At 54.8% G+C, this 26,027-nt stretch carries 21 protein-coding genes; 9 read left to right on the top strand and 12 right to left on the bottom strand.

Annotation, left to right across the window (positions count from 1 at the left end):
* Positions 1–141 precede the first annotated feature (141 nt).
* The 5 genes from ACYJL1_RS20195 to repC all read left to right on the top strand — a co-directional run bounded on the left by ACYJL1_RS20195 (position 142) and on the right by repC (position 9,049).
* Complete coding sequence (locus ACYJL1_RS20195; protein ID WP_460898789.1) at positions 142–1,398, top strand: efflux RND transporter periplasmic adaptor subunit; 1,257 nt, start codon at positions 142–144, stop codon at positions 1,396–1,398.
* Entirely contained in the window at positions 1,395–4,577 is a 3,183-nt protein-coding gene (locus tag ACYJL1_RS20190; protein ID WP_460898787.1) for an efflux RND transporter permease subunit, read from the top strand. The genes ACYJL1_RS20195 and ACYJL1_RS20190 overlap by 4 nt, the downstream gene beginning before the upstream one ends.
* Before the next feature lie 553 nt (positions 4,578–5,130).
* Positions 5,131–6,411 (top strand): plasmid partitioning protein RepA, encoded by a 1,281-nt coding sequence (repA, locus tag ACYJL1_RS20185; protein ID WP_460898784.1) that lies wholly within the window; start codon positions 5,131–5,133, stop codon positions 6,409–6,411.
* A gap of 10 nt (positions 6,412–6,421) precedes the next feature.
* Complete coding sequence (repB, locus tag ACYJL1_RS20180; protein ID WP_460899177.1) at positions 6,422–7,489, top strand: plasmid partitioning protein RepB; 1,068 nt, start codon at positions 6,422–6,424, stop codon at positions 7,487–7,489.
* Between the two features lie 252 nt (positions 7,490–7,741).
* Positions 7,742–9,049 carry a plasmid replication protein RepC gene (gene repC / locus ACYJL1_RS20175; protein ID WP_460898782.1) on the top strand — a complete coding sequence of 436 codons (1,308 nt, stop codon included), beginning with the start codon at positions 7,742–7,744 and terminating at the stop codon, positions 9,047–9,049.
* A gap of 110 nt (positions 9,050–9,159) precedes the next feature.
* On the opposite strand, the gene ACYJL1_RS20170 is transcribed toward repC, so the two are convergent.
* From ACYJL1_RS20170 to ACYJL1_RS20135, 8 genes are all read right to left on the bottom strand, one after another.
* A complete protein-coding gene (locus tag ACYJL1_RS20170; RefSeq protein ID WP_460898780.1) occupies positions 9,160–10,350 on the bottom strand; it encodes a thiamine pyrophosphate-binding protein in 1,191 nt (396 codons plus the stop codon).
* A gap of 285 nt (positions 10,351–10,635) precedes the next feature.
* Positions 10,636–11,427 carry a transporter substrate-binding domain-containing protein gene (locus ACYJL1_RS20165; RefSeq protein ID WP_460898778.1) on the bottom strand — a complete coding sequence of 264 codons (792 nt, stop codon included), beginning with the start codon at positions 11,425–11,427 and terminating at the stop codon, positions 10,636–10,638.
* 35 nt (positions 11,428–11,462) lie between these two features.
* On the bottom strand, positions 11,463–12,191 hold the full coding sequence (locus ACYJL1_RS20160; RefSeq protein WP_460898776.1) for an amino acid ABC transporter ATP-binding protein: 729 nt from the start codon (positions 12,189–12,191) through the stop codon (positions 11,463–11,465).
* A complete protein-coding gene (locus ACYJL1_RS20155) occupies positions 12,175–12,828 on the bottom strand; it encodes an amino acid ABC transporter permease (RefSeq protein ID WP_460898774.1) in 654 nt (217 codons plus the stop codon). Before ACYJL1_RS20155 ends, ACYJL1_RS20160 begins: the two co-directional genes overlap by 17 nt.
* Before the next feature lie 10 nt (positions 12,829–12,838).
* Positions 12,839–13,522 (bottom strand): amino acid ABC transporter permease, encoded by a 684-nt coding sequence (locus ACYJL1_RS20150; protein ID WP_460898771.1) that lies wholly within the window; start codon positions 13,520–13,522, stop codon positions 12,839–12,841.
* A 43-nt stretch (positions 13,523–13,565) separates the two neighbouring features.
* The gene (gene kduD / locus ACYJL1_RS20145) at positions 13,566–14,321 is read right to left on the bottom strand and encodes a 2-dehydro-3-deoxy-D-gluconate 5-dehydrogenase KduD (protein WP_460898769.1); all 756 of its coding nucleotides are present in this window, start codon (positions 14,319–14,321) and stop codon (positions 13,566–13,568) included.
* Positions 14,318–15,154: a 5-dehydro-4-deoxy-D-glucuronate isomerase gene (gene kduI, locus ACYJL1_RS20140; protein ID WP_460898767.1), complete on the bottom strand. Its 837-nt coding sequence runs from the start codon at positions 15,152–15,154 to the stop codon at positions 14,318–14,320. The genes kduD and kduI overlap by 4 nt, the downstream gene beginning before the upstream one ends.
* Before the next feature lie 47 nt (positions 15,155–15,201).
* Positions 15,202–15,960 carry a GntR family transcriptional regulator gene (locus ACYJL1_RS20135; RefSeq protein WP_460898765.1) on the bottom strand — a complete coding sequence of 253 codons (759 nt, stop codon included), beginning with the start codon at positions 15,958–15,960 and terminating at the stop codon, positions 15,202–15,204.
* A 465-nt stretch (positions 15,961–16,425) separates the two neighbouring features.
* On the opposite strand from ACYJL1_RS20135, the gene ACYJL1_RS20130 reads away from it, so the two are divergent.
* Positions 16,426–18,918, top strand: a complete 2,493-nt coding sequence (locus ACYJL1_RS20130) for an EAL domain-containing protein (protein ID WP_460898763.1) — start codon at positions 16,426–16,428, stop codon at positions 18,916–18,918.
* On the opposite strand, the gene ACYJL1_RS20125 is transcribed toward ACYJL1_RS20130, so the two are convergent.
* From ACYJL1_RS20125 to ACYJL1_RS20110, 4 genes are read right to left on the bottom strand one after another with little or no spacing between them, the layout of a single operon-like run.
* A complete protein-coding gene (locus ACYJL1_RS20125) occupies positions 18,915–19,973 on the bottom strand; it encodes a D-TA family PLP-dependent enzyme (protein ID WP_460898761.1) in 1,059 nt (352 codons plus the stop codon). The genes ACYJL1_RS20130 and ACYJL1_RS20125 overlap by 4 nt on opposite strands.
* 2 nt (positions 19,974–19,975) lie before the next feature.
* On the bottom strand, positions 19,976–20,857 hold the full coding sequence (locus ACYJL1_RS20120) for a MurR/RpiR family transcriptional regulator (RefSeq protein ID WP_460898759.1): 882 nt from the start codon (positions 20,855–20,857) through the stop codon (positions 19,976–19,978).
* A 53-nt stretch (positions 20,858–20,910) separates the two neighbouring features.
* Positions 20,911–21,978 carry an ABC transporter ATP-binding protein gene (locus ACYJL1_RS20115; RefSeq protein ID WP_460898757.1) on the bottom strand — a complete coding sequence of 356 codons (1,068 nt, stop codon included), beginning with the start codon at positions 21,976–21,978 and terminating at the stop codon, positions 20,911–20,913.
* A gap of 1 nt (position 21,979) precedes the next feature.
* The gene (locus tag ACYJL1_RS20110) at positions 21,980–22,771 is read right to left on the bottom strand and encodes an SDR family oxidoreductase (protein WP_460898755.1); all 792 of its coding nucleotides are present in this window, start codon (positions 22,769–22,771) and stop codon (positions 21,980–21,982) included.
* Positions 22,772–22,954: 183 nt separating this feature from the next.
* Here ACYJL1_RS20110 and ACYJL1_RS20105 point away from each other — a divergent pair, with 183 nt between their 5' ends.
* The 3 genes from ACYJL1_RS20105 to ACYJL1_RS20095 all read left to right on the top strand — a co-directional run bounded on the left by ACYJL1_RS20105 (position 22,955) and on the right by ACYJL1_RS20095 (position 25,973).
* Complete coding sequence (locus ACYJL1_RS20105) at positions 22,955–24,181, top strand: ABC transporter substrate-binding protein (RefSeq protein WP_460898753.1); 1,227 nt, start codon at positions 22,955–22,957, stop codon at positions 24,179–24,181.
* A gap of 101 nt (positions 24,182–24,282) precedes the next feature.
* Positions 24,283–25,152: a carbohydrate ABC transporter permease gene (locus tag ACYJL1_RS20100; protein ID WP_460898751.1), complete on the top strand. Its 870-nt coding sequence runs from the start codon at positions 24,283–24,285 to the stop codon at positions 25,150–25,152.
* Positions 25,149–25,973 carry a carbohydrate ABC transporter permease gene (locus ACYJL1_RS20095; RefSeq protein ID WP_460898748.1) on the top strand — a complete coding sequence of 275 codons (825 nt, stop codon included), beginning with the start codon at positions 25,149–25,151 and terminating at the stop codon, positions 25,971–25,973. Before ACYJL1_RS20100 ends, ACYJL1_RS20095 begins: the two co-directional genes overlap by 4 nt.
* The last annotated feature ends 54 nt before the right edge of the window (positions 25,974–26,027 follow it).

Below are 26,027 nucleotides of genomic sequence, written 5' to 3'. Positions count from 1 at the left end.
ACGACGTGTAAGGGTACCCTGTGGGAAAAAAACTTCTCAATGGGCTTGACCTTTCCATCGTTGGAAACCGCACCTTCGCAATAACCGAGCGCACTATCTCCCGCAAGTCTGGATCGCGCGCCTCCTACAAAGGTAAACGAAATGAATAAGAAAGCCGCCCTCCTTCTGGCGGGTGTTGTCATTGCCGCCGGCACTCTTGCCTACGTATATCGCGACGAAGTGGAGCCTTATACCAGCCGTACTCTGGGGCATGAAACGAAGGAACCCGTGTCCAAAGCTGCTGCCTCACCAGGCGAAATGCCAGCCCCGCAGGTGCCGGTGGCAGAGGTCGTCACGCGCAAAGTGGCGCTTGCCAGAGAGTTCACGGGTCATTTCAAAGCAACCAAGTTTATTGAACTTCGTCCACGGGTCGGAGGGGTTATTGACACGGTGACGGTTCCTGAGGGCGGACTGGTGCGCGCAGATCAGCTCTTGTTCCAGATTGATCCCCGACCATTTCAGGTTGCCGTGGACGCGGCAAAAGCTCAGTTGCAGCAGGCGGCTGTCATGCTCGATCAGGCAAAGATTGATTTCAAGCGCGTCGAAACACTGGCACCTAACGGGACGGTATCACGCAAGACTTTTGATGATGCCCAAACTGCGCGCCAACAGCGCCAGGCCCAGGTTGAGATAGCGGCCGCGGCGGTGGCCGCTGCCGAGCTCGATCTTTCCTTCACGCGCGTCACTTCTCCGATCAGCGGGCGAGTCGATCGTGTGCTCGTCAATGAAGGCAACCTTGTCGCGGGTGACAAGGCTGGAGCGGCGACAATACTCACCACGATCGTCTCGACCGATCCTCTTTATGTCTATTTTGATATTGACGAAGCGACCTATCTGGACCTCGTGGTACGGGCGCGGTCAATCGAAACCGGAAAGACTTCCGGCAAAATGCTGGTGCATGTGGGGCTGATGACCGACGCCGGTTTCCCGCATTCCGGAGAATTCGATTTTCTCGGCAACCGCGTAGACCGGAGCACCGGAACGATTCGCGCTCGGGCTGTGGTAAACAACCCTGATGGTCGTTTGGCACCTGGTCTTTTTGCACGCGTTAACCTCGTTACCGCCGAACCGGCCCAGACGGTGCTCGTCGATGATCAGGCGATCGGCAGCGATCAGGGACGCCGTTACGTGCTGGTACTCGGAGCTGATGACAAGGCTGAATACCGCCCGGTGGAAATCGGACCCATGATTGATGGTCTGCGTGTTGTGTCAGCCGGGCTTAATCCAGGAGACAAAATCATCGTCAAGGGGCTCGTCCGTCCAGGTATGCGAGTGGTGCCGCAAATAATTTCGATGGTGACGGGGCAATCCGCCAGTGTCGAACCATCCGCGACGATTACGCAGGAGGCGCGTCGATGAATATTCCTCGGTTTTTCGTCGACCGGCCGATTTTTGCGGTTGTTTTGTCTGTCCTGATGCTGATTGCCGGCGGTCTGACACTTTTGAAGCTGCCGCTGAGCGAATATCCACAGGTTACACCGCCAACCGTGCAGGTTACGGCGAGTTATCCGGGAGCAAATCCCGAGGTGATCGCTGAAACAGTTGCTGCACCGCTCGAGCAGGCCATCAACGGCGTTGAGAACATGCTTTACATGAGCTCGCAGGCTGCGACGGACGGACGTATGACACTTACGGTGACTTTTCAGCAGGGCACCGATCCTGACATGGCGCAAATCCAGGTACAGAACCGCGTCTCGCGGGTTCTCCCGCGGCTTCCGCAGGAAGTGCAGCGCATCGGCGTTGTGACCCAGAAGACATCACCCGACATTCTGATGGTCGTGCATCTCGTCTCGCCGGACGAACGCTACGATCCTCTCTATCTTTCCAACTATGCCCTTCTGCAGGTGCGCGACCAGCTCGCACGCTTGCCGGGTGTAGGTGACGTGGTGATTTGGGGTGCTGGGGAGTATTCGATGCGGATCTGGCTTGACCCGGCCAAGGTGGCGGCGCGCGGTTTGACAGCTTCCGATGTGGTGGCGACGATCCAGGAGCAGAACGTTCAGGTGGCCGCCGGCTCGGTCGGTCAGCAGCCTGATACCTCGGCAGCATTCCAGGTCACGGTTAACACCCTTGGCAGGCTTTCAAACGAAGAGCAGTTCGGCGATATCGTCGTCAAGACGGGAACCGACGGCCAGGTCACCCGTTTGCGGGATCTTGCCCGGATCGAACTTGGCGCGGACGCATACGCTCTTCGCAGTCTTCTTGATGGCAAGCCGGCACTGGCGATCCAGATCATCCAGAGCCCGGGTGCGAACGCGCTCGAAGTTTCCAGCGCCATTCGCGACACCATGGAAGAGCTACAGAAAGGTTTTCCTGAAAGTATAGAGTACCGCATTGCCTACGACCCGACGGTATTCGTCGAGGCTTCCCTCGAAGCCGTGGTCATCACACTGCTCGAGGCTATCGTACTCGTCGTGATCGTTGTCGTCCTCTTCCTTCAGACCTGGCGTGCTTCCATCATTCCTTTGGTTGCTGTGCCGGTGTCGTTGGTCGGCACATTCGCCCTGATGTATATGTTCGGGTTTTCGCTGAACACGCTGTCATTGTTCGGGCTCGTGCTGTCGATCGGTATCGTGGTTGACGACGCTATCGTGGTCGTTGAGAACGTAGAGCGTCATATTGCACTCGGCGAAACGCCAAAGGAAGCAGCACGCAAGGCCATGGATGAAGTGACCGGACCGATTATCGCCATTACGTCGGTGCTGTCGGCCGTGTTCATTCCGTCAGCTTTCCTGTCCGGTTTGCAAGGAGAGTTCTACAGGCAGTTCGCCCTGACCATTGCAATCTCGACCATCCTGTCGGCGATCAACTCTCTCACCCTTTCTCCTGCGCTTGCGGGCGTACTCCTGAAACCGCACCATGGCGACGTGAAGCGCGATCTGCTGACCCGCCTGATTGACACTCTGTTCGGATGGTTCTTCCGATTGTTCAATCGTTTTTTCGACAGCGCCTCGAATGCCTATGTCCGGTCGGTGCGCCGGGCTGTCAGGTTCAGCGGGCTCGTCTTGCTCATCTATGCCGGTCTGGTCGGAATGACATGGATGGGTTTCCAGGCTGTCCCCAACGGGTTCGTACCGGCTCAGGACAAGTATTATCTTGTAGGTATCGCTCAACTGCCGAGCGGAGCCTCGCTTGATCGCACGGAGGCGGTCGTCAAGAAAATGTCGGAGCTCGCGCTTGCCGAGCCGGGCGTAGAAAGCGTCGTCGCGTTTCCGGGCCTCTCGGTTAATGGCATGGTCAACATCCCCAACGCTGCCGTAATATTCACGATGCTCAAGCCGTTCGATGAGCGTAAGGATCCTTCCTTGTCCGCCTTTGCGATTGCAGGTCGTTTGATGGGCAAGTTCAGTCAGATACCCGACGGTTTTGCCGGCATCTTCCCGCCACCACCTGTTCCCGGCCTTGGTGCAACGGGCGGGTTCAAGTTCCAGATCGAGGACCGGGCGGGGCTAGGCTTCGAGGCACTCGCGCAGGCGCAGGGCGCATTTATGGCCAAAGCCATGCAGGCACCCGAACTCGCTGGCATGCTTGCTAGCTTCCAGGTGAATGCGCCCCAGGTGCAGGTGGACATTGACCGCGTTAAGGCGAAATCGCAGGGCGTGCCGCTCAACACGATCTTCGAGACCTTGCAGGTCAATCTTGGCTCACTTTATGCGAATGACTTCAATCGGTTCGGTCGCACCTACCGCGTGATGGTCCAGGCGGACGCGAAGTTTCGAATGCAAACGGAGGACATAGGGCAACTTAAGGTGCGGAATGCTGCGGGTGAAATGATCCCGTTGTCAGCCTTGCTGACCATCAAACACAGCACGGGACCAGATCGGGTCATGCATTATAACGGTTTTCCGTCGGCCGATATCAGCGGTGGCCCGGCAGCCGGATATTCGTTCGGGCAAGCGACGGCAGCTATAGAACGGATCGCTTCGGAGATATTGCCACCCGGAATGGCTTTCGAATGGACGGACCTCGCATATCAGGAGAAACAGGCGGGGAATACGGCCATGTACGTCTTCCCGCTGTCAGTCCTGCTCGCGTTCCTAATTCTTGCTGCGCAATACAACAGCTGGTCGTTGCCGTTCGCGGTATTGCTGATCGCGCCGATGGCGTTGCTTTCCGCAATCGCAGGTGTCTGGTTTACGGGAGGCGACAACAACATTTTCACGCAGATCGGCTTCGTCGTGCTTGTCGGTCTCGCCGCCAAAAACGCGATCCTGATTGTCGAGTTTGCGAGAGCGAAAGAAGATGAAGGTATTGACCCGCTGAAAGCCGTACTTGAAGCGGCCCGGCTTCGCCTGCGGCCAATCCTGATGACCTCACTTGCCTTTATCGCCGGTGTTGTCCCGCTTGTAATCGCTACCGGAGCGGGGGCAGAGATGCGCCATGTGATGGGTATCGCCGTGTTTGCCGGAATGCTCGGTGTCACTTTGTTCGGCCTCGTGCTGACGCCGGTGTTCTACGTTCTGGTGCGCCGCATGGCGATAGCTCGCCAGAAGCGGAGCGAAACCGCAGCTTTGGGATCATCACCCATGGCAGAGTGATGGAAGGCGGTGGCGCAGAGGAGACAATCTTCGCCACCGGTCGACGCGACCTGATCAAATGACAGGCGCTCTCCCTGTAGGGGATGGTGACAGAGCGTCAACACCGACGCGAATGGCTTGTATTGAAATTACAACGTCGAACCGATTGGTTCGGTCTGATATTGAGACATGAAGGGGTTTATAGTGTTCATAGCGGGTAAGCGATTACTGACCGCAGCGCTGATGTCAGCCACGGTACTATTGTCTTACCGACTGTTGTGAGGGACCAGTTATCACGAGCGTCCAGAGAAGCCTCCAACTGGATTTGCACGGATGCCTTATTGGTTAATTTGCATTAACTATAAAGTCCTTGACGCGACTCGGATATTCCAGCACCCTTGTTACGGTTTTTAGGGGTTTGCGGCAAAATAAACGTTACCAAGTCTATGCGGTGTTAGTGCTGGCTTACAACGTTATTTCTCTAACTGGCGTTACCCCTTTGGTTTTTATGTCGAATCGGCGCATGTTGTTATTGCGCTGAGGAATGACCTAGCGGGCGTACAGGAATATCACCTTGACTATGATGCATGCAGCACAGGCAAATCACCCCGACCCATCTTTGGTGGGCGATGCTTCCTTGCCTGTTGCTTTGCCAGCCGACAGGGCAATCGCTGCCGATGCGGAAATGCTTTCTGCGCAGCTTCAGGCCATGCGCAACCGGCTTTTCCCGCCGACCGCCATGAAAACATTGCGCAAATTCACCAGCGGCGAGGCTGCAAAGCTGATTGGTGTTTCCGATGGCTATTTGCGCCAGCTTTCAATAGCAGGTGAGGGGCCGCAGCCGGAGACGGGTAGCGGCGGGCGGAGGCTCTACTCGCTTGCCGAGATCAATGCATTGCGTCGTCATCTGGCTGAAGCCGGTGGTGCCAAGGCAAAAACCTATCTGCCGCATCGTGATCCTGCCGCCAATGAACATATGCAGGTCATCGCGGTTACCAATTTCAAGGGCGGCTCCGGCAAAACGACGACCAGCGCGCATCTGGCCCAGCATTTGGCTATGTCCGGTTTTCGTGTGCTTGCCGTTGATCTTGATCCACAGGCATCCATGTCGGCACTGTTCGGCTATCAGCCGGAGTTGGATTTGACCGGCAATGATACGCTCTATGGCGCAATTCGCTATGATGGCGAGCGGCGTCCGCTGCGTGATATTATTTGCAAAACCTATTTTGACGGATTGGATCTCATTCCCGGCAATCTGGAATTGCAAGAATTCGAACATACAACGCCGCAAATGCTGGCGGACCGGCAGCATGGGGCGGCGCAGACTGTCGAACAGCAATTGTTCTTCGCCCGCGTTCAGGCAGCCCTTGATACGGTGTCTGATGATTATGATGTTGTGGTCATCGATTGTCCGCCGCAACTTGGCTTTCTGACTCTCTCGGCGCTTTGTGCGGCAACGTCGGTGCTCGTGACGGTTCATCCGCAAATGCTTGATGTTGCCTCGATGAGCCAGTTCCTGTTCATGACGGCGGATCTGCTTGCTGTCGTGCGTGAGGCTGGCGGCGAACTCAATTTCGATTTCATGCGCTATCTGATTACACGCTTTGAGCCGAACGATGCGCCCCAGCAGCAAATTGCCGGGTTTCTGCGTTCGCTGTTTGGCGACCGGGTGCTGACTTCATCGGTGGTCAAATCCACGGCGTTTTCCGATGCTGGCCTCACCAAGCAAACACTTTACGAAGTTTCCCGTGACAGCTTCACCCGCGCGACCTATGACCGCGCGATTGAATCGCTGACTTCCGTCAACTCCGAAATCCAGGGCTTGATCTACAAGGCCTGGAAGAGGCCGGTGTGAGGGCGCGATGATGACTGGCAATAATCGCAGAGATCAGCTCAAGGCACTGTTCGGAACGGTGGAAAACATTCCGGTTCCCGAGCAAAAACCAATTGAGCCCGTAGCGCAACCGATCATCGGCAATGAGGCAAACAAGCCCCGCGCGGCATCAGGCGCAGTCAAGGCTATGGGGCTTTCGCTCGGTGGCATGTCGCGCGAAATTGAGGATGCGCGCCGCCTGAAGGAAAGTCTGGAAGGTGTCGAGCGTGTGGTCGAACTTGATCCTGCGCTGGTCGAGACCTCATTTGTTGAAGATCGGCTGAGCCATGCGACGGGGCTCGATGAGGATTTTGAAAATCTCGTGGAAAGCATCCGCCAGAATGGCCAGCAGGTGCCGGTTCTGGTGCGCCCACACCCGGAAAAGCCGGGACACTATCAGACGGCCTATGGTCATCGCCGTCTGCGTGCCGCTCAGCGCATAGGCAAGCCGGTCCATGCCATTGTGCGTGAACTCAGCGATGTGCAACTGGTGCTGGCGCAAGGCAAGGAAAACACCGAGCGCCGCGATCTTTCCTTTATTGAGCGTGCATTCTTTGCACGAAATCTTGTTGAGCGCGGCTTTGAGCGCGGGCTCGTTCAGGATGCGTTGTCGATCGACAAGGCTGAAATGACCCGCTTCCTGCAAGTTGCGGCCGCGGTGCCCTATCCAATCGTTCGGGCGATTGGTCCGGCCCCGAAGATTGGACGGCCGCGTTGGGTGAGGTTTGCGGAACTTCTCAAAACCAGCGAAGCACAGGCCGCCGCACTTAATGAGATTACGCTGGAGCCATTTGGAACAGCGGACAGCAATATGCGCTTCAATCGTATTTTCGAGCGATTGCTCAAGCGCGTAGAGCCGGTTGTTCTGGCTCCGCGCAATGCTGCGCCTGCTGTGGATAAAAAGAATACTGGTGCAAGCGCGATTGCACATCTGGATTCGAGTGATGGAAAGCAGGTTCTGACCTTCGCCGATCATATACCGCAAGGGTTTGCGGCATTTGTGACGGAGGAGCTGGAGACCTTGCTCGCCCGTTACAACAGCCGGACAAGTGAGAAATAACGTGGTGACTTATCCACGTGTCCACAAAGCCGGATAGTGTGCGTAAGCGTTAAGTAAGCCGGTTCGTAGCGAGCCGTACCAAAGGACCGAAAGAGAAGGAAACAGCGGCAAGAAAAAAGGCCCCCAGAACGTCACCGCCCCGGAAGCCCTCTTCAATGTAGCAATTTTAGAGAATCACTTCCACCCTGACTTGTCAAGAGTCGGACGCGTTCCGGCATACCTTTTCATTGCCTCAAATTGAGGTGAAAGAACATGACCGATCGTTTTGCAACGTCGCCATTTGGCGGGCGATCGCTGTCGCATGCCATATTTGCAGTGCAGGAAAAGACAGCGCGAGCCCGAGAGAAACTGAACGAAACCGGCGGAAGTCTACCGGAAAAATGGGCGCTTTTGCGCTCATTAACCGAGGCGCGTGCAGCGTTTTTCCTTTCAGACCGCACGATTGCAGTGCTGGAAGCGCTGCTGAGCTTTTACCCGGAAACCATGCTTGACGGCAGCGCGCCGCTGATTGTCTTTCCATCCAATGCGGAGCTGTCATTGCGCACACGCGGCATGTCTTCCGCGACAATTCGCCGACATCTGGCAGCCCTGGTCGAGACCGGATTGATCATTCGCCGCGATAGCCCAAACGGCAAGCGTTATGCCCGGCGCGGTGAAACCGGCGAGATCGAGCATGCGTTCGGCTTCGATCTGTCACCGTTGGCATTACGCGCCGATGAAATTGAAGCTCATGCGATTCAGGCACGCGATCTGGCGCGAGCGATCCACCGCGTTCGCAGTGAGATCACCATACATCTGCGCGATGTATCCAAAACGATCAATGCGGGGCTCAGCGAGGAGCGTCCAGGCGATTGGATGGGATATGCGGACGAGCTTGCGGCGTTGTCCGGACGAGTGAGCAGGCATTTGCCACTGGAGGTCCTCAAGGTGCGTTGTGATAGCCTGGCGAAGCTTCGTGCAAAGGTCGAAAAAGCCTATCTCGACACATTGTCAGATAAAGAAATGAGCGGCACTGACTCTCCTTTTGAGCACCATATTCAGAATTCAAATATAGACCCCAATATTGAAAGGGCCCAAGAAAAGGGCCAGCGGCAAAACCGCGAACCTGTGCTGGCAACCAATATGCCTGGACGAACGGTGGCAATGACGAAAATGCGGCAAAGGCTTGATAACGCCCGCCGGACTATGAAAACCGTCGGAACCGAGGGCGATTGGCCGAGGCTGGAAACGAAGTCGATCCCCATGCCGCTGGATGCCGTGCTGTCCGCCTGTCCGCAAATCCGCGATTATGCCCGCGACGGCATTCAGGACTGGCGTGATTTGATGCAAACGGCGGGATTGGTCCGCTCAATGCTTGGCGTTTCGCCCGATGCCTGGGAAAGAGCACGGGACGCCATGGGCGACATCAACGCTTCGATTACGATTGCTGCCATTTTGGAACGCGTCGGTGAAATCCGCTCGCCCGGTGGTTATTTGCGGGCTTTGACGGATCGCGCCGAGATTGGCCAGTATTCCGTCATTCCGGTGATCAAGGCATTAAACGGGGAGGGGCGAGCTTGAGCCGGGTCATTATGCTTGGGAATAGATGCAAGGTGCTTTCTGGCCGCATGATTGCGCTTGGCCAGCATCGATTTGTTCCGGATGGAAAAGGGCGCCGAAGCGCCCAATTGCTAGTGTTGAACAGGTTGTCCTACCTGGCAATCCAAGAGCACCGGTCCTTTTATGGTGATCATTTGTTGTATGGCATCGTCAAGAGCCTCTGGCGCATCGCAGCGAATGCCAATTGCACCAAAGGCTTCCGCCAGTTTAACAAAATCGGGAAGCGCTTTCGCATAGGAGCGGTAAACCGGGTGCTCACGATGCGCGCCGTGGATTAAACTCATTCGGCCAGTGTTCAGGATGAAAACTTTGACAGGAGCTTCATATTGAATTGCGGTGGAAAGCTCCTTCATGCTGGCCTGGGCGGATGACGCATCGGAAATGTCGATCACGAGACTTTCAGGATGAGCAATTTGCGTGCCGATTGCGGCCGGTAACCCATATCCCATAGTACCGAAGCCACTTGGTGCAATCCATCGGTTTGGATGTTCTACATTGTTGAACCGGGAAATCCAAATCTTATGCTGGTCCATATCCGTCGTTATAAAGGGCGAATGATTTCGGGTCAGGGCATGAAGGCGTTCAAGTGCATAGCGCGGGGAAATGGTCTTCTCGTCCATCTCTTCAGCAGGCATTTCGAATGATGGTAGATGATGATTTATTTCCTCGTGCCTCTCACTGTAGATTTCGCTCGAGGCAACAGCGCTTGGAGCCCTATAATAGCTGCTTTGAAGAAGTATATCCTTTGGCATGTCGACGAGAACCGGCCCGGGTCGGTCTGACTGCGCCAGATGAAACGCTTTGTGAATTGTGGCGGCGAGGTCCTTTACGTCTTTAACCAGCCAACTATGTTTGGTGCAGGGCCGTGTAATGCCAACAGTGTCGCATTCCTGGAAAGCATCCGAACCGATCAGATCGGTCGCGACTTGTCCCGTTAGGCAGACAATGGGAACGCAATCTGTCATGGCATTTTGCAGTGATGTCACCGCATTTGTTGCTCCGGGACCTGACGTGACCAGCATGACGCCGGTTTTGCCGGTGGAACGGGCATAGCCTTCAGCGGCGTGACCGGCGCCCTGTTCATGGCGAACCAATATGTGCTTTATATCAGTCTGCTGGAAAATTTCGTCATAGATCGGCAGCACCGCAGCGCCCGGATAGCCGAAAATGTGTTCTACGCCATTATCGCGTAGCGCCTGCAGAACGATTTCAGCGCCGGTGATTTCAAGACGTGCGGGTTCGTTAGTGTACTTGCCTGTCATGGCAGTTCCTTTGTGCAATGTTTGGAGTTGTGGTTGTGACGGAGCAGCGTGGGAACTAAATTCCGGGCATAAAAAAAGCTCCGTCAGGAGCTTGTTTTCCGCGCATGGGTGCTAATGCCGGATGGTTAAACCATCCTGCCCATGCGCGAACCCACCACCACGAGAACCATTGCAATTTTCATGACCGGATTCGTAACCGCTATTGATTGCCCGGTCAACACCATGATCCGCATAAGAAAAAGGGGCGCCAAAGCGCCCCGATCCTTCAAGCACTGGATTTTCGGATCAACGTGATGTGAGATCGTCCGGCAGGTCGCGGTGCTGATACTTGCGGAATACGTCGCGCAGTGTCCCATTGTCGAAATTGGTCTTCACCCATGTGTTGAGCCAATCCTGCAATGGCTTTTCGCCCTTTGGCAATGCAATGCCGAGATTGGTCTCGGCTTGCGTGAACTTCACCTCCAGCGGTTCCTTGCCTGCGCGTTTGGCATTGATGCCGCCAAGAACTGCCGACTGGCTGGAGATGATGTCGAGCTGTCCCGTAACCGCAGCAGTGATGAGCGTCGCGTCATCTTCGAAGCGGACGATCTGAGCGCCGGGCGCATTCTTGGTGATATCCATATCGTTTGTCGTTGCGCGCGTCACGCCGATGCGCTTGCCGGCAAGATCGTCATAGCTCTTGATTTCGATTTCTTTCGGCGCGATGACAATGATGCTGAGTGTTGCATAAGGCACGGTATAGTCGACGGCTTTCTTGCGCTCGTCGGTGATGCCGAGTGCCGAGACCAGAATGTCAGCCTTGCCGGTCTGAATGGTCGGAACGCGTGCGGCATTGGTAATTTCGATCAGGTCAAGATCGACGCCGAGATCCTTGGCGATGAGCTTTGCGGTTTCCACGTCCGAGCCTGTCGGTTTCAGGTTCTCGTCAACATAGGAATATTGCGGAATGCCCATGGCAACAGCAATGCGAACCTTGCCGGCCTTCTTGATGTTCTCAAGTGAATCCGCGTGAGCGGCCGATGCCAGCATGAGCAAGGCTGCACTTGCCGCGATGCCGAATTTTGTAAGAAGTCTCATTATTCTCTCTCCCTTTTTGATTATGAGATTGGTTGTCAGAGGTCGTTCGACAGAAAATCCTTCAGCTCCTGGGTTTGCGGACGAACGAGCATTTCTCCGGTTCCGGTCTCCCAGACCCGGCCGGTATTCATGTAGATGACGCGGTTTGCCACCTTGCGGGCAAAAGCCATTTCATGGGTGACGACGATCATGGTCATGCCGCCCTTGGCAAGATCTTCCATGACGCGCAGAACTTCGCCCGTCAGTTGGGGATCAAGCGCTGATGTCACCTCGTCGAAGAGCATGACCTTTGGCTGCATGGCGAGCGAGCGGGCAATTGCCACACGCTGTTGCTGTCCGCCGGACAATTGTTCCGGATAGGCATCAATCTTTTGCAGCAGGCCGACCTTCGAGAGCACTGCCTTGGCGGTTTCCATTGCTTCGCTGCGTCCGATGCTTTTGACGCGCCGCAGTGCCAGCATAATGTTTTCGGCGACATTCATATGCGGAAACAGATTGTAGCTTTGGAAAACCATGCCGACATCCTGCCGTAGCGCGCGGATGTCGAGGCTGGGCGAATCCACCTGGTGCCCGCAAACCTCGATTGTTCCGCCCTGAATGGTTTCGAGCCTGTTGATGCAACGCAGGGCCGTGCTTTTGCCGGAGCCTGATTGGCCGATCAAGGCCACAACTTCACCGGCTTCGATCTCAAAGGAAACGCCCTTGAGCACCTCGACAGTGCCGAAGCGCTTGATGACTTCATTGAGCTTAACGGCGGCCGACATTTAATTTCCTCTCAAGCGAACGGCTCCAGACCGAAAGCGGATAGCAGACGCAAAAGTAAAAGGCGGCTGCGATACCGAAGACGAGAAACGGCTGGAAAAGCGAATTGTTGATGACTTGCGCAGCGCGTGTCAGTTCGACGAAGCCGACAACGGAGGCAAGTGATGTGTTTTTGATAAGCTGCACCATGAAACCCACGGTTGGCGGTGTCGCAATGCGCAGCGCCTGCGGCAGGATCACGTCTTTCAGGGTCTGCCAACGGGTGAGGGCAAGGCATTCAGCGGCCTCGAACTGCGTGCGGGGCACAGACTCGACGCATCCGCGCCAGATTTCGCCAAGATAGGCGCTGGAATAGATCATCATGCCAATGCCGGCAGCCGCCAGCGGCGGAACCTCAATGCCGACCACGCCGAGGCCAAAATAGATGACAAACATCAGTATCAGCAGCGGCATGCCCTGAATGAACTGGACATAGAAAAGCGACACCCGCCGCAGCCAGCGCATGGTCGACGTGCGCGCCAGCATGACAAAGAATCCGGCAACACCGCCGAGAAGAAAGGCAAGTGCCGAGAGTATGACAGTCCAAAGCAGACCGTTGAGCAGATATACAAGATGATTTGTGGTGAAACCGCCGGTCATGTTCTCATCCTCACAAGGGTGTGCCGAGACGGCGGCGGCGTGGGAATATTCCAAGCGCAATGAGATGGAAACCGGCCCGTAAGAGATAGGTGATTGCGAGATAGAGCAGAGCGATGACGATGTAAGTTTCGAATGAACGGAACGTGTATGACTGGATATTGTTGGCGACGCCGGTCAACTCTTCTGCGGAAATCTGCGAGGTGATCGATGTCGACAGCATCATCAGAATGAACTGGCTGGTCAACGCCGGATAGACCCGCTCGATTGCAGGCATGAGGATAATGTCGCGATAGATCTGGAAGCGGGAAAGGCCAAGCGCTTCCGCCGCTTCGATCTGGCTTGGATGCACAGCTTCCATGCCTGCCCGAACAATCTCTGCCGTATAGGCTCCAACATTGATAACCATCGCGAAAACGGCGGCAAAGAAGACCGGCATAGTGATGCCGATGGAAGAAAGACCGAAGAAAATAAAGAAGATTTGCACGATGAAGGGCGTGTTGCGTACCATCTCGATATAGATGCCGACAATCAGGCGAAGCCATGCATAGGTGCTGCGCCGGGCGACAGCACAAAGCACGCCGATAACCAGTCCGATCGCCACCGCGACGACAGTCATTTGGACTGTTGTGATCGCCCCGGTAAGAAAATCTTTCCAATAAGGCAGGAGAGCAGCGAAATCGAATTGGTAATTCATGGCTTACCTATCGTAAGCACCAACTTACGCTCTATGCGGTTTTTCATCGTGCAAGCCAACCGCCATCGACAGGCAGAACTGTGCCGTGCACATAGTCGGAGGCTTTTGAGGCAAGGAAGACCGCAGCGCCGCCAATGTCAGAAGGCTCGCCCCAACGGGCTGCGGGAATGCGCGCCAGAATTTGCGCACTGCGGTCCTGATCTTCCCGCAAGGCTGTTGTGTTGTTGGTCACGAAATAGCCGGGCGCGATAGCGTTTACATTGACCCCCTTGGCGGCCCATTCGCAGGCGAGCAGGCGGGTAATACCGGCAAGTCCACTTTTCGATGCCGTATAGGAAGGAATGCGGATACCGCCTTGAAACGATAAAAGCGAGGCAATGTTGATGATCTTGCCTTGCCCCTTGCCGATCATGTGCCGTCCGGCTGCCTGCGAGAGAAAGAATGCTGATTTGAGATTGGTGTCGATCACCGCATCCCAATCCTCTTCAGTGAAATCCACGGCGTCATTGCGCCGGATAATTCCCGCATTATTAACGAGGATATCCAGACGTTCGAAGGATTGAAGCGTTTCTTCGATGATCCTGCCAACCGGCTCTATCGAGCCGAGATCGGCCTTGATCTCGATGAGTTGCGCACCCGCTGCTTCTATCAGATGGCGTGTATCATCCATGGAAGAACGCCCGACGGCGGCGATGGAAGCGCCCGCCTGTGCAAGCGCCAGGGCAATGCCTTGTCCAATGCCGGTATTGGCACCGGTGACAATTGCCACCTTGCCGTGAAGGTCGAAAAGATTGTTCATCGCAGCACACTCATCGGTACGTGATCCATGTCGGTAAAGCTCTTATTGTCGCCGCCCATTGCCCAGATGAAGGCATAATTGGCCGTGCCCACGCCGGAATGGATCGACCAGCCGGGCGAAAGGATTGCCTGTTCATTTGCCACGATCAGGTGGCGGGTCTGGGTTGGCTCGCCCATCATGTGAAAAATGCGGGTATCGGTGGCAAGGTCGAAATAGAGATAGGCCTCCGAGCGACGGTCATGCGTATGGCACGGCATGGTGTTCCACATATTGCCGGGTTCAAGCTGGGTCATGCCCATGACGAGCTGGCAGCTCTCGCAAATATCCGGGTGGATATATTGGTAAAGCGTCCGCTTATTGGCGGTCAGCTGATCGCCGAGAGTCAGTTTATTGGCTTGTTCAGGCTTGATAAGCACATTTGGATGTGAGGCGTGAGCAGGTGTTGAGAGCAAATAGAACTTGGCGGGATTTGCCGCGTCGACGCTTTCAAAGATCACATTGACGACGCCCTTGCCGATATAAAGACAGTCGCGGGTGGCGAGTTCATGCACAGTGCCGTCAAGTGATACGCGGCCAGCCCCGCCAATGTTGAAAACACCAAGTTCACGTTGCGCAAGAAAGAAATCCTGTCCCACGGCGGTCGGTGCCGTCAGCGTCAGGGGCATGGAGGCGGGCACTGCACCCCCAATGATCAATCTGTCAATATGACTGTAGGTGAGGGTGATCTCATCGACTTCGAAAAGATTTTCCAGCAGAAAATGACGACGCAAATCCTCCGTGTCAAAATTGCGTACGGCATCGGGATGGCAAACCTGTCTCACTTCGATCTTCATTTCAAAACCTTGCATGTCTGTGTTTTTGCCGCTTTGAAAGCGGTCGGTCAGTCGTCGTCGATGAAGAATGCCGGATCGACATTCTTTGCGTCTTTCACCTCGCTCAGCATTTGCCCGAGGTGAAAGCCCATTGCCTCTGTTGCATGCGCCACATCATGGCGGCGGATGCCATCAAGAATGGCTTCATGTTCGCTAATCACGCGGGTGAGGCGTCCGCTCATTGGCAATGTCAGCCGCCGGTAGCGGTCAATCTGCATCTTCACCTGCTGGATTACATTCCAGATGCCGGGAAATCCGGCGATTGAATTGATGGCCAGATGGAAATCAGTATCGGCGGCGTGAAAACGTTCATTGTCGCCAGATGCTTCGGCCGCCACGAGGTCAGCAATTGTTCGTTCAAGCTGGGCAATATCGGCTGCCTCAGCCTGTTCCGCAGCCAGCTTCACAGTTGTCTCTTCAAGAGATTTGCGAATGAGAATTGCTTCATAAAGCGCGCGTCGCGGTATGCGCGAAACGAAGGTTCCTGATTGCGGAAAAATATCGATCAGCCCGTCATCGGCGAGACGCAAAACCGCTTGATGGACAGGCGTGCGGCTGACGCCAAACTGCGCAGCGATTTCCTTCTCGAGGATGGGTTCCATTGGCTTGCGGCGCAGTGAAATGATGTCATCAAGCAGTTGCTTGTAAATATGGGTTGCAGCCCGGGGAGTGGCTGCCCGCTGCTGCGCGTAATCCGTATTGGATGTCGCAAGCGGATGCGTTCGGTCGCGCTTGCGCTCCGGGGAAATGGCAGGATTGTCTGTCACTGAAAGCTGCAATCGCCCGCAAGACGGGCTGTTTTCAGCGAAAACTGGAACTTTCGATATCTCATTGAAACCTCCTCCCAAAGGATTTGAAATATAAATATTCTAATATTTTAGTTTTGACAAGGGCTGCATTTGAACCTGATGCAAGGGTGCAGTATTGTTGTTGGAAAGGCGTTGCAATTATGCGTTGCACCGTTTACGCATATACACCGAAACGAGATTGTGGCCGGTTGTATTAACGATGAAGTACAATTTTTGGCTGCCACTGATATTTGACTTTATTGCAGCGTGCACGAGATTTCGATAAGAACGGGCAGGTCGTTCAAGACTGATAAAAAGCTTTGTGATATTAGGGCCAGAACCTATATGCCTTTAGGTTCATCATCAGGTAAGTATTGACGGCATTAGATTGCTCGTAGACCATTTCATTATCGATATTGTGCGTTTTTGGAAAGTTCCACGATTATGGAAACGGAATCTAGCAGATCACAGGATACAGCCCGTCAACGTATTTTTGGCGTTCCCGTGGTCGCGGTTATTGGCCTTCCACTTTTAACGCTTCTGATTGTGCTGTTCTTGGGGTTCGGGGTGATCCTGCAGAACCAACGTTCCGAATTGACAAAGACCTATGCGGAAAGGACAGCCGAATTTCTGGCCAGAGATATCGCCAATCAACTGGGCGATCTTGTCACACCGCTTGAGGACTATGCTGACAATCTGGCGGCGCGTGTAAAAGCTGCCGGATGCAACAATGCCGACTGTGTTTCTTCTTTTATCGAGGCGGATCAAGCCTCTGCCGACCGGATTCCCGAGCAGGTATCGGTTCTCCGTTTCGGTGCAACCAATGGCCACCTCTTCGGCATATTCAAAATTCAAGAAACGGATCGGGATTTCAAGGGCCTTGCGACCTCACAAGCGGATAACCCATCGCGTGTTGTTGTAAAGAGGCCTGACAGGCCCACCTATGAAATTGACTTCAATCTGTTTGAGCGAGGCTGGTATAAGGGTGGCATGATCGACAAGGCACCGGCCTGGAGCGCACCCTATGTGGTGAAGAGAACCAGCGATCTGTGCGCTTCCACGCAAGGCAGCGAATGGACCATGACCCGGGTGCTGCGCATTGATGGTCCCGATCGCAAGCCCTTAGGTGTCCTGTCACTGGACATGTGCATTAGTCGAATTGCTGCATTCCTGCAGGGGATGACAGGGAAAACTGTTCATGAAATCGGCATTTTCATGCCGTCGGGCGAAGAGCTGCTGGTTTCAGGTGGCCAGTTCAAGATGGCGTTTGATACCAGTAAAATCTCGGCGACGTTACAAAATGCCGTATCTCTGGACCGATTTGATCTTGCTGGCTGGCGTGTGGTCGCCAAGCTGGGCAACGAATTGTCAGCGCAGGCTGATTGGGACTGGTACTACACGGCAGTATGTCTCATTGGACTTCTGATCAGTATTGCCCTGACCGCCTGGGCCGCCAGTTTTGTCGTCAATCCTTTGATGCGGCTCTCAAAGGCTGTGACAGATGTTGGTAATCTCAACCTTGACAAACCGATCTCCGTTCCAACCGGCATCAAGGAAATTGGCCTGCTGGCCTCGGTGATTGAACGAATGCGTCTCGTCCTGCATCGCAATCAGACCCGGCTCGAATTTCTGGCCTATCATGATCCTGCCAGTGGTTTTCTCAATCAGGCAGGGCTGGCAAGAGAATATGACTTGCTGGCTGCCAGGGGAGGTCATATCGATCTCATTCTCATAAAAATATGCAATTATCATCAGATCGCCAGCATTTTTGGGGATGAGGTTCTGGCACGTTTGATGGCCAACAGGATCGAAACACTTCAAGCCGCGCTTGAAGGAGGGGTCGTTGGATGTCTCAACAATAATCTGATCGCCTATATCTACCCGAGCGATGAAGGCGTGGAAATCCCGCATATACAGAAGATGCTTGCAACAATACGATCGCCTTATGAAAATGAAGGCATCCGTATCTCGCCGGTCATTGCCTGCTCGGTCGCCCAGAAACAGGGGCAGATAGAGCAATTCGCATCACTGTTGCGCAGAGCCAACGGCGCCATGCATCATGCGGAGGACACGAAGAGCGAAGATGCGGTCTGGCACAATTCGGCGCTTATTCAGGATCTCCGCGCTACTCTTGATTTTGGCGGGGATATTACGCGAGCCATAGGGCGAGGCGAATTTTCAGTCAGATATCATCCGGTTGCAGACCTTCGGACAGGCCGGATTTGCGAGGCGCATTCGAGTGTTATCTGGCATCACCCGGAGTTTGGGGATATTAAATCCTACAGATTTACTCCAATTTTGGAACAAAACGGCTCGATTCGACATCTTGGACTTTTCATCATGTCCCGCTCATTCGAGTTTCTGCATCATTTCAAGGAGCGTTATCCCGACAATAAATTGCTGATCGGCGTCAATCTTTCCTTCGCACAGCTTATGGACCCGCTTTTCTTGGAACGGGTCAGGGAGTTACAAGCTGAATGGGGCGTCAATGCTTCGGATGTGAACTTCATCATTACGCAAAATGTTGCGATGCTTGAAGATCAGCAGATTTTCCGTGTCATGCGCAAGCTGCGCGAAATTGGCTACCGGCTGACGATCGATCACTTTGCCATGGCACATGCGACGGTAAACGGAGCAACCGCGCTGCAATATGATGCAATGATGATCGGGTCGGACGTATATCGGGGCATTGAACAGCCGGGCGTAGAGCGGATCATTCTGTCCGCGGCGTGCGAACTGGCGCGAAAACTGGGCATGGAAAGGATAGCCGTTGGAATTGATAACCATGCCATTATTGAGCCGCTTATAAAATGCGGCTGCAATTTTGGGCGAGGGCCATGGTTTGGCAAATCAGCGCACGAGCAGGAATTTTTGTCGCGGTATGATGAAAACGCTGCCATGTTCGAGCCCGCTAACGAGGAGATGCAGCAGCTCTAATCCACCCGCCCGCGTGCCGCCACAGGCGCAATCTCCACAACAGTGTCACCCGAAATCAGGACAACGCTATCAAAAAGGTTTGAGACGACACAAGCATGGTTGGGAATGATGCGAATGCGCTCGCCCACCTTTGGCTTTTTCTTGCATGAGGACAGGTCGATTGTGCCATGCTCTTCACTCAGCGAGGAAATGACGGCATCAGGATATTCGACCACCCGGCCGAAACCTTCCATGCCGAATGTGTCGCTTGAAAGCGCTTTTGAACCCGCATCAACAATGGCACGGTTTTCGGTGGGGCAGCTCACGACTGTGGCAAGAACTGTCAGCGCGCAATCATCCCAGGTTCCGGCGCCTTTAGCCACCTGAAAGCGGTCCATATAGATATAGGTGCCCGGCCGGTGTTCAGTCGCGCTTTTGACCTCATGCGCCCGCCACATGTCTGGCGACCCGCCATTGGAAATAGTGCGCGGATCAAGCCCTGCTGCAATCGCCAGCGTTTCCGCTTCCGCAAGAAAGGCCTCGGTAGCCTCGACTGCGCCAGTTTTTGGATAGGTCATGAAGCCGGCAAAGGTTAGCCCCTTTGACGCGTCGATCAACTTGGCCAGAACGACCGCTTCCTGCGGGGATTGAACGCCGCAACGGCCCATACCCGTATCGCATTCGACCAGAACGGTCAGCGGCTTGTCGCGCCCGGCAAAGGCTTCGGCATAGCCGCGAATGGCCGTTTCATTGTCAGCAGTCACGCTGACCGTGATGCGCTCATTAAGCTTGGCCAAGCGCTCCAGCTTGGCCTTGCCGATAATGTTGTAAGGAACAAAAATATCGCGCAGCCCTGCATCTGCCATAACTTCGGCTTCGCCAAGTTTTTGGCAGGTGATCCCGATAGCGCCCAGCTCCACGGCTCGTTTGGCAAAGCGCGGTAGTTTGTGCGTCTTGATATGCGGGCGCACGGTCAAGGAATGATTGTCGGCATAGGTCTGGAACTTCTGCAGATTGGCCTCGGCGCGGTCCGCGTCAATCAGAACAGCGGGTGTATCAATATCGTTCAGCTTCAATCTCAGTCTCCGAGCGGTAATGTTGTCGCGTTATTGGCATGCATGGCTTGCAGGTTCTTGATGCGGCGCATCCGCTCGACCGCTGGCGCGCCGATCTTTTCAGCAACAGTCATTGCCAGCATATCGGTGAGCGCGAGCAGGGCATAGCGGGCAGGCGAGGGCCGGTAGACATTGGTGCCTTCATCAATGTGAAAAGGCATGACAAGTTCTGCGGCGGCTGCCAGCTTGGTGCCGGGTGCCGTGAAGGCAATTGTTTTGGCGCCATAGCGCCGCGCGATCGTTACCGCCTCGATTAAGGGTTTGATCTCGCCGGAGAGCGAATAGGCGATGATGACCGTGTCCTGGTTGCTGGTCGCTGCTGTCATCTGCTGCATCTCGCCGTCAATATGCGATGAGGCGGCAATGCCCAGCCGGAACAGACGGTTTTCCATTTCGGTTGCTGCCATGGACGACGACCCGCCGGAGCCGAAGGCGCGCACCATGCCGGCCTTAACAATAAGCGAGGCGGCAAGTTCCAGATCGTCTCTGTTGATCAGATTGCACACCGTTTCGACCGCATCGATGGCACTGCGCGCGATGATCGATGTCACGCCGCTGCCGTTTTCATCCTGTGCAGGTCTCGGCGTTATGAATCGTCCGGCGATAGCCAATGACTGCGCCAGTCTTACCTTGAAATCCCGCGTACCCTCAAAACCGAGCATGCGGCAAAAACGGGTAATGGTTGGCTCGCTTACCCCTGCCTTTTCAGCCAGCTTGTTAATAGGCGCATGGGTAGCGAAATCCGCATCAGACAGGATCGCTGCTGCAACCTGACTGTCGGAGTGCTTGCCTGTATCGGCAACCTCTCTTAGCCTTGCAACGATGTCGAAATGCGGTGATGCCATCTGCGTGCTTTATCCAGTTTGTTTGCAATTCGAAGGACGAACCACGCACTATGTCAAATTCTGTTTCCGGTTTTAGCGTCAAAGACATGCACTTTTGACGGGTCAATCGTCAATGCCAATTGAGTCCCGGGCTCGGGGGACAGCCGGTCACGAAAGACACAGCGTACGCCGACACCGGAAATCGTGCCGAACAAATGCGTTTCAGAACCTGTGGGTTCCACAACCTCAACATTATAGGCAAATCCATGGCCGTCAGGTGCCAGGCGATAATGTTCCGGACGAATACCGATCTCGACAGGCTGGCCGGATGCCGCTGCCGTGTCGCCGACTTGTATGGTCACCCCGTCAGCCGTGCGAACCTTCGGGGGCCCATCGCCGCGCTCCAGAGTTCCGGGAATGAAGGTCATGGCAGGCGAGCCGAGGAAGCCTGCAACGAATTTGTTGACCGGCTTGTCATAAAGTTCAAGCGGCGAGCCTGACTGCTCGATACGCCCGCTATTCATCACCACGATACGGTCAGCCATGGTCATCGCCTCGATCTGGTCATGGGTAACATAGACCATCGTTGTCTTTAATTGCTGGTGCAACGCCTTCAACTCCGTGCGCATTTGCACGCGCAGTTTGGCATCCAGATTGGAGAGCGGCTCGTCAAACAAAAACAGATCCGGCTCGCGCACGATCGTACGCCCCATGGCGACACGCTGTCGTTGTCCACCGGAAAGCTGGCGCGGCACACGATCGAGATAGTCATGCAGGTTCAGCGTCTGCGCAGCCTTGCCCACTTTGGCGTCAATGGACGCTGTCGTTTCACGCCGGATTTTCGGGCCAAAACCAATATTTTTACGCACATTCATATGCGGAAACAGAGCATAGCTCTGAAATACCATCGAGATATTGCGCTGTTGCGGTGGCAGACCATTGGACAGGCGATCACCGATCCATAACTCGCCCGACGAAATATCTTCCAACCCTGCAATCATGCGCAGGAGCGTTGATTTTCCGCATCCGGACGGCCCGATCAGGACCAGAAATTCGCCGTCGCGCACGTCAAGATCGATCCCATGCAGGATATTCAGGGCACCATAGGATTTGACGAGTTGCTTGATCTGAAGTCCAGCCATATCACTTTTCTCCGGCAAGCACGTCATTGATGAAATGGAGATTGCCCGCCGTCAGTCCGCCATCGACGGTCAGCGTTGCGCCGGTAATTCCCGATGCAGCGGCGGAACTGAGGAAGAAGGCCGCTTGTGCCACTTCGCCGGGAGTGACGAGACGCCCGAGCGGATAATGCGGCAAAACCTTTGCCAGAAGCTCCGGGTGTTTTTCCAGACGATGATCCCAAGCGCGTGTGCGTACGGAACCGGGGCATACGGCATTGGACCGGATACCGAAGCGGCCGCGCTCGACTGCGAGTGCCTTCATATAGGCGATCATCCCGGCTTTCGCAGCTGAATAGGCAGGGTTGCCGAAATGGCTCAGCGCATTGACCGAGGAAATGAAGACGATATTGCCACCGCCTTTTGCGGCCATGGCATCGGCAATAGGGGCGGTGACGTGAAATGCGCCGTTTAGGTTGGTGGCAATCTCGCTTTCCCACACATCGCCATCCACCTGATCGAGGATTTCGCCACGGGTATAACCGGCATTGTTGATCAACACGTCCGGCGTGCCATGATCGGCTATAAATTTGCTGATTGCGTTGTTTGTCTGTGTCTTGTCGTTGATGTTGAAGACAAGGCCGTTTGCCAGAGGCAGTCCCGAAAGCAGGCTTTCATCCTGATCGGCGCCGGATACAACGGCACCCGCTGCATTGAAGGTTTCAATCAGCGCCTGGCCGATGCCGCCTCCTGCGCCCGTAATGAGGACCTGTTTGCCGTGCAAACCCAATACCCCGTACAATGTCTTGGAAGTCATATGGCGACCTTGTTTTGCAATGTTCCCGTATTTTCATTAAGAACGGTGTATGAAAAAAAGCAACATAAAACTGGCTTAACCCTTCATTTTTCGACTTGCATGAAATTAATTTACATAGAATGATGCTGAAGGTTTTAAAATTACGCCGGTGGGAAACAACGGCGTCTAAACAAGGGGAACATCATGACCATCAGCCGTAAACTGGGTCTGCTCGCGGGCCTTAGCCTTCTCGCTTTTTCAAGTGGCGCATTGGCCGATACCGTTCGCGTTACCATTGCGGAATACAGCAAGGGCACCGGGCCATATTTCGAAGAGGCGGCCAGAGCCTTCGAAACGGCGAACCCCGACACAAAGATCCAGATTGAAGTTGTCCCGTGGGACAACCTGCAGCAGAAGCTGACGACAGATATTTCCGCCGGTGCCAATGCCGACCTTTCCATCATCGGCACACGCTGGCTGCTCGATTATGTCAAGGAAGGCATTATCGCGCCGCTTGACGGGAACATCACGCCGGATTTCAAGGCACGCTTTATCGATACATTCCTGACCCCATCAATCATGGACGGCAAGGTCTACGGCCTGCCCATCGCTGCCTCAGCCCGCGCCATGTATTACAACAAGGACATCTTCGCCAAGGCTGGCATTGAGACGCCGCCAGCGACGTGGGCGGATTTCAAGACCAGTGCCGAGAAGATCAAGGCGCTCGGCACCGAGACCTATGGTTTCGGCTTGCAGGGCAAGGAGATCGAGACGGATGTCTATTTCTATTATGGTCTTTGGGCCAATGGCGGCGAGATCGTCAAAGATGGAAAATCCGGTCTTGATTCAAAAGCGGCCATTGATACGGCCACGCTCTACAAGAGCTTTATCGATGGCGGCCTGACCCAACCGGGTGTGACCTCCTACAGCCGCGAAGATGTGCAGAACCTGTTCAAGCAGGGCAAGGTTGCAACCGTCATCACCGCGCCATTCCTTTCCGGCCAGATCAAGACGGAAGCGCCAAATCTCAACTATGGCGTGGCACCTATTCCGGCTGGTCCTGATGGCGGCAAGGGCACGTATGGCGTGACAGACTCCATCGTCCTGTTCGAAAATTCAAAGAACAAGGAAGCGGCTTGGAAATTCCTCGACTTCCTCTTCACGACGGAACAGCGCACAAAATTCGACAAGCTCGAGGGCTTTCTTCCCGTCAATGCCGAAGAAGCCAAAGATCCGTACTTTGCCGATAATGCCGATCTGAAAGTGTTCACAAGCCTTCTTCCGGATGCGCGTTTTGCACCGGTCATTCCGGGCTGGGAAGACATTGCCCAGACAACCTCCAACGCCATCCAGAAGATTTATCTGGGGCAGGGCGAGATCGAGCCAACACTGAAAGAAGCCGCCGCCAGGATCAATGAAACTTTGAAGTAGTTTGTGGCAACTGCGCTCAGTTATCTCCCCCACAAGGGGAGAGATAATCGGCATGTTCACTCGAAGCTTCAATATTTGTGCTACCAAAGGTAATTCCATCGATGCAACGGGCTTCAGTCCCCTATTTCCTCATCTTGCCGAGCTTTCTTCTGGCGGCTGCCATCATCCTTTGGCCGCTAAAGGAGATCATCTCGCTATCGCTGCATGATGTGAACCGCTTTGGCATGTTGAAGGATTTCATCGGGTTTGAACATTATCGCAGTCTTTTCGCCAATGCGGACTTCATCGCTGCGACGTGGCGCACTCTGTTCTGGACTGCCGCCGTTGTTATCGGGACGTTGATTGTTTCCGTTCCTATCGCGCTCATTCTCAATGAGGATTTTTACGGCCGCGGCATTGCGCGCATTCTGATCATGCTGCCTTGGGCCATCTCGCTGACCATGACGGCGATTGTCTGGCGCTGGGCGCTGAATGGCGAAAGCGGTATGCTCAATTCGGCGCTGCGCGGTCTTGGCATTATCGACACCAATATTCAGTGGCTGGCAGAAGCCTCAACCGCCTTTCCCATGCAAATACTCATCGGCATTCTGGTCTCTGTGCCTTTTACGGTCACGATCTTCCTTGGCGGCCTGTCCTCGGTGCCGGAAGATCTCTATGAAGCCGCCGCAACAGAAGGCGCAGGGCGCTGGGACCAGTTCCGCCTGATCACGCTGCCCCTGCTCAAGCCCTTCATCAATATCGCCTTCGTGCTGAACACGATCTATGTGTTCAATTCCTTCCCCATCATCTGGGCGACGACACAGGGCGGCCCGGCCAATTCCACCGATATTCTTGTAACCTATCTTTATAAAACTGCTTTCCGCATGGGTAGGCTCGGCGAAGCCGCCGCCGTATCGCTGATCATGTTCGCGATCCTCATTGTCTTCACCATCATCTATGTGCGCCTCGCCATGCGGGAGGAAAAGCAATGAGCAAGAAACTCAAGCGCTCAATCCTGTTCTGGCTGTTTCTTTCGCCAATTGTCGTGGTGATCCTGTTTCCCTATGCGGTCATGGCCATAAGCTCGCTGAAATCCGCTACCGAGGTGCTCAACCCGACATGGTGGCCGGATGAGTTGCACTGGCAGAACTTTCCTGAAATGTGGCGCACCTCCGGCATAGCGCCGGCTCTGGCCAATTCGCTCTACGTCTCCGGCATGTCCACGGCCCTGACGATCCTCGTTTCCATTCCCGCTGCCTATGCGCTCAGCCGCTATCAATTTGCCGGACGCAATGTGTTCCGCCAGTTCCTGCTCATCTCGCAAATGCTCTCGCCCATTGTTCTGGTCATCGGGCTTTTCCGCCTCGTTGCCGGGGCGGGTATGATCGACAACCTCAATGTGCTCATCCTCATTTACACGGCCTTCAACATCGCCTTCAGCGTCTGGATGCTGCAAAGCTATTTCTCCACCATCCCGCGCGATCTGGAAGAGGCGGCATGGATGGAAGGCGCAAGCCGCACGCGCACGCTCTTCACCGTGTTTCTGCCGCTGGCTGTTCCGGCCATGGTGGTTACGGCGATTTTCACCTTCATTAATGCGTGGAATGAATTCGTTATCGCCCTGACTATGCTGCGCACGGAAGGCAGCTATACTTTGCCGATCCGCGTTTTCTCGCTCGTTGCGGGGCGCTATACGGTCGATTGGCACTATGTTATGGCCGCTGCCTTCGTGGCTTCGGTGCCGGTCGCCATACTTTTCGCCTGGTTGCAACGCTATCTGGTGCGCGGGCTTTCCATCGGCGCAGTGAAATGAGCAATTCCAGGAAAAGTGTGAAGCGGTTTTCCGTCCGGAAATGCGATAGAAAGG

It is taken from the genome of Phyllobacterium sp. K27 (assembly GCF_054796155.1).
The sequence above is the reverse complement of the archived record's forward strand: the minus strand, read 5'-3'. Positions and strand labels throughout refer to the sequence as shown.

What these genes read in the sequence shown, in the direction of transcription:
- ACYJL1_RS20110 (WP_460898755.1), bottom strand. Translation starts at nt 22,771, where the DNA reads ATGACTTCCAAGACATTGTACGGGGTATTGGGTTTGCACGGCAAACAG.
- ACYJL1_RS20130 (WP_460898763.1), top strand. Translation starts at nt 16,426, where the DNA reads ATGGAAACGGAATCTAGCAGATCACAGGATACAGCCCGTCAACGTATT.
- ACYJL1_RS20105 (WP_460898753.1), top strand. Translation starts at nt 22,955, where the DNA reads ATGACCATCAGCCGTAAACTGGGTCTGCTCGCGGGCCTTAGCCTTCTC.
- ACYJL1_RS20120 (WP_460898759.1), bottom strand. Translation starts at nt 20,857, where the DNA reads ATGGCATCACCGCATTTCGACATCGTTGCAAGGCTAAGAGAGGTTGCC.
- repC (WP_460898782.1), top strand. Translation starts at nt 7,742, where the DNA reads ATGACCGATCGTTTTGCAACGTCGCCATTTGGCGGGCGATCGCTGTCG.
- ACYJL1_RS20170 (WP_460898780.1), bottom strand. Translation starts at nt 10,350, where the DNA reads ATGACAGGCAAGTACACTAACGAACCCGCACGTCTTGAAATCACCGGC.
- ACYJL1_RS20195 (WP_460898789.1), top strand. Translation starts at nt 142, where the DNA reads ATGAATAAGAAAGCCGCCCTCCTTCTGGCGGGTGTTGTCATTGCCGCC.
- ACYJL1_RS20155 (WP_460898774.1), bottom strand. Translation starts at nt 12,828, where the DNA reads ATGACCGGCGGTTTCACCACAAATCATCTTGTATATCTGCTCAACGGT.
- ACYJL1_RS20095 (WP_460898748.1), top strand. Translation starts at nt 25,149, where the DNA reads ATGAGCAAGAAACTCAAGCGCTCAATCCTGTTCTGGCTGTTTCTTTCG.
- ACYJL1_RS20115 (WP_460898757.1), bottom strand. Translation starts at nt 21,978, where the DNA reads ATGGCTGGACTTCAGATCAAGCAACTCGTCAAATCCTATGGTGCCCTG.
- ACYJL1_RS20160 (WP_460898776.1), bottom strand. Translation starts at nt 12,191, where the DNA reads ATGTCGGCCGCCGTTAAGCTCAATGAAGTCATCAAGCGCTTCGGCACT.
- kduI (WP_460898767.1), bottom strand. Translation starts at nt 15,154, where the DNA reads ATGAAGATCGAAGTGAGACAGGTTTGCCATCCCGATGCCGTACGCAAT.
- ACYJL1_RS20150 (WP_460898771.1), bottom strand. Translation starts at nt 13,522, where the DNA reads ATGAATTACCAATTCGATTTCGCTGCTCTCCTGCCTTATTGGAAAGAT.
- ACYJL1_RS20165 (WP_460898778.1), bottom strand. Translation starts at nt 11,427, where the DNA reads ATGAGACTTCTTACAAAATTCGGCATCGCGGCAAGTGCAGCCTTGCTC.
- repB (WP_460899177.1), top strand. Translation starts at nt 6,422, where the DNA reads ATGACTGGCAATAATCGCAGAGATCAGCTCAAGGCACTGTTCGGAACG.
- kduD (WP_460898769.1), bottom strand. Translation starts at nt 14,321, where the DNA reads ATGAACAATCTTTTCGACCTTCACGGCAAGGTGGCAATTGTCACCGGT.
- ACYJL1_RS20100 (WP_460898751.1), top strand. Translation starts at nt 24,283, where the DNA reads ATGCAACGGGCTTCAGTCCCCTATTTCCTCATCTTGCCGAGCTTTCTT.
- ACYJL1_RS20190 (WP_460898787.1), top strand. Translation starts at nt 1,395, where the DNA reads ATGAATATTCCTCGGTTTTTCGTCGACCGGCCGATTTTTGCGGTTGTT.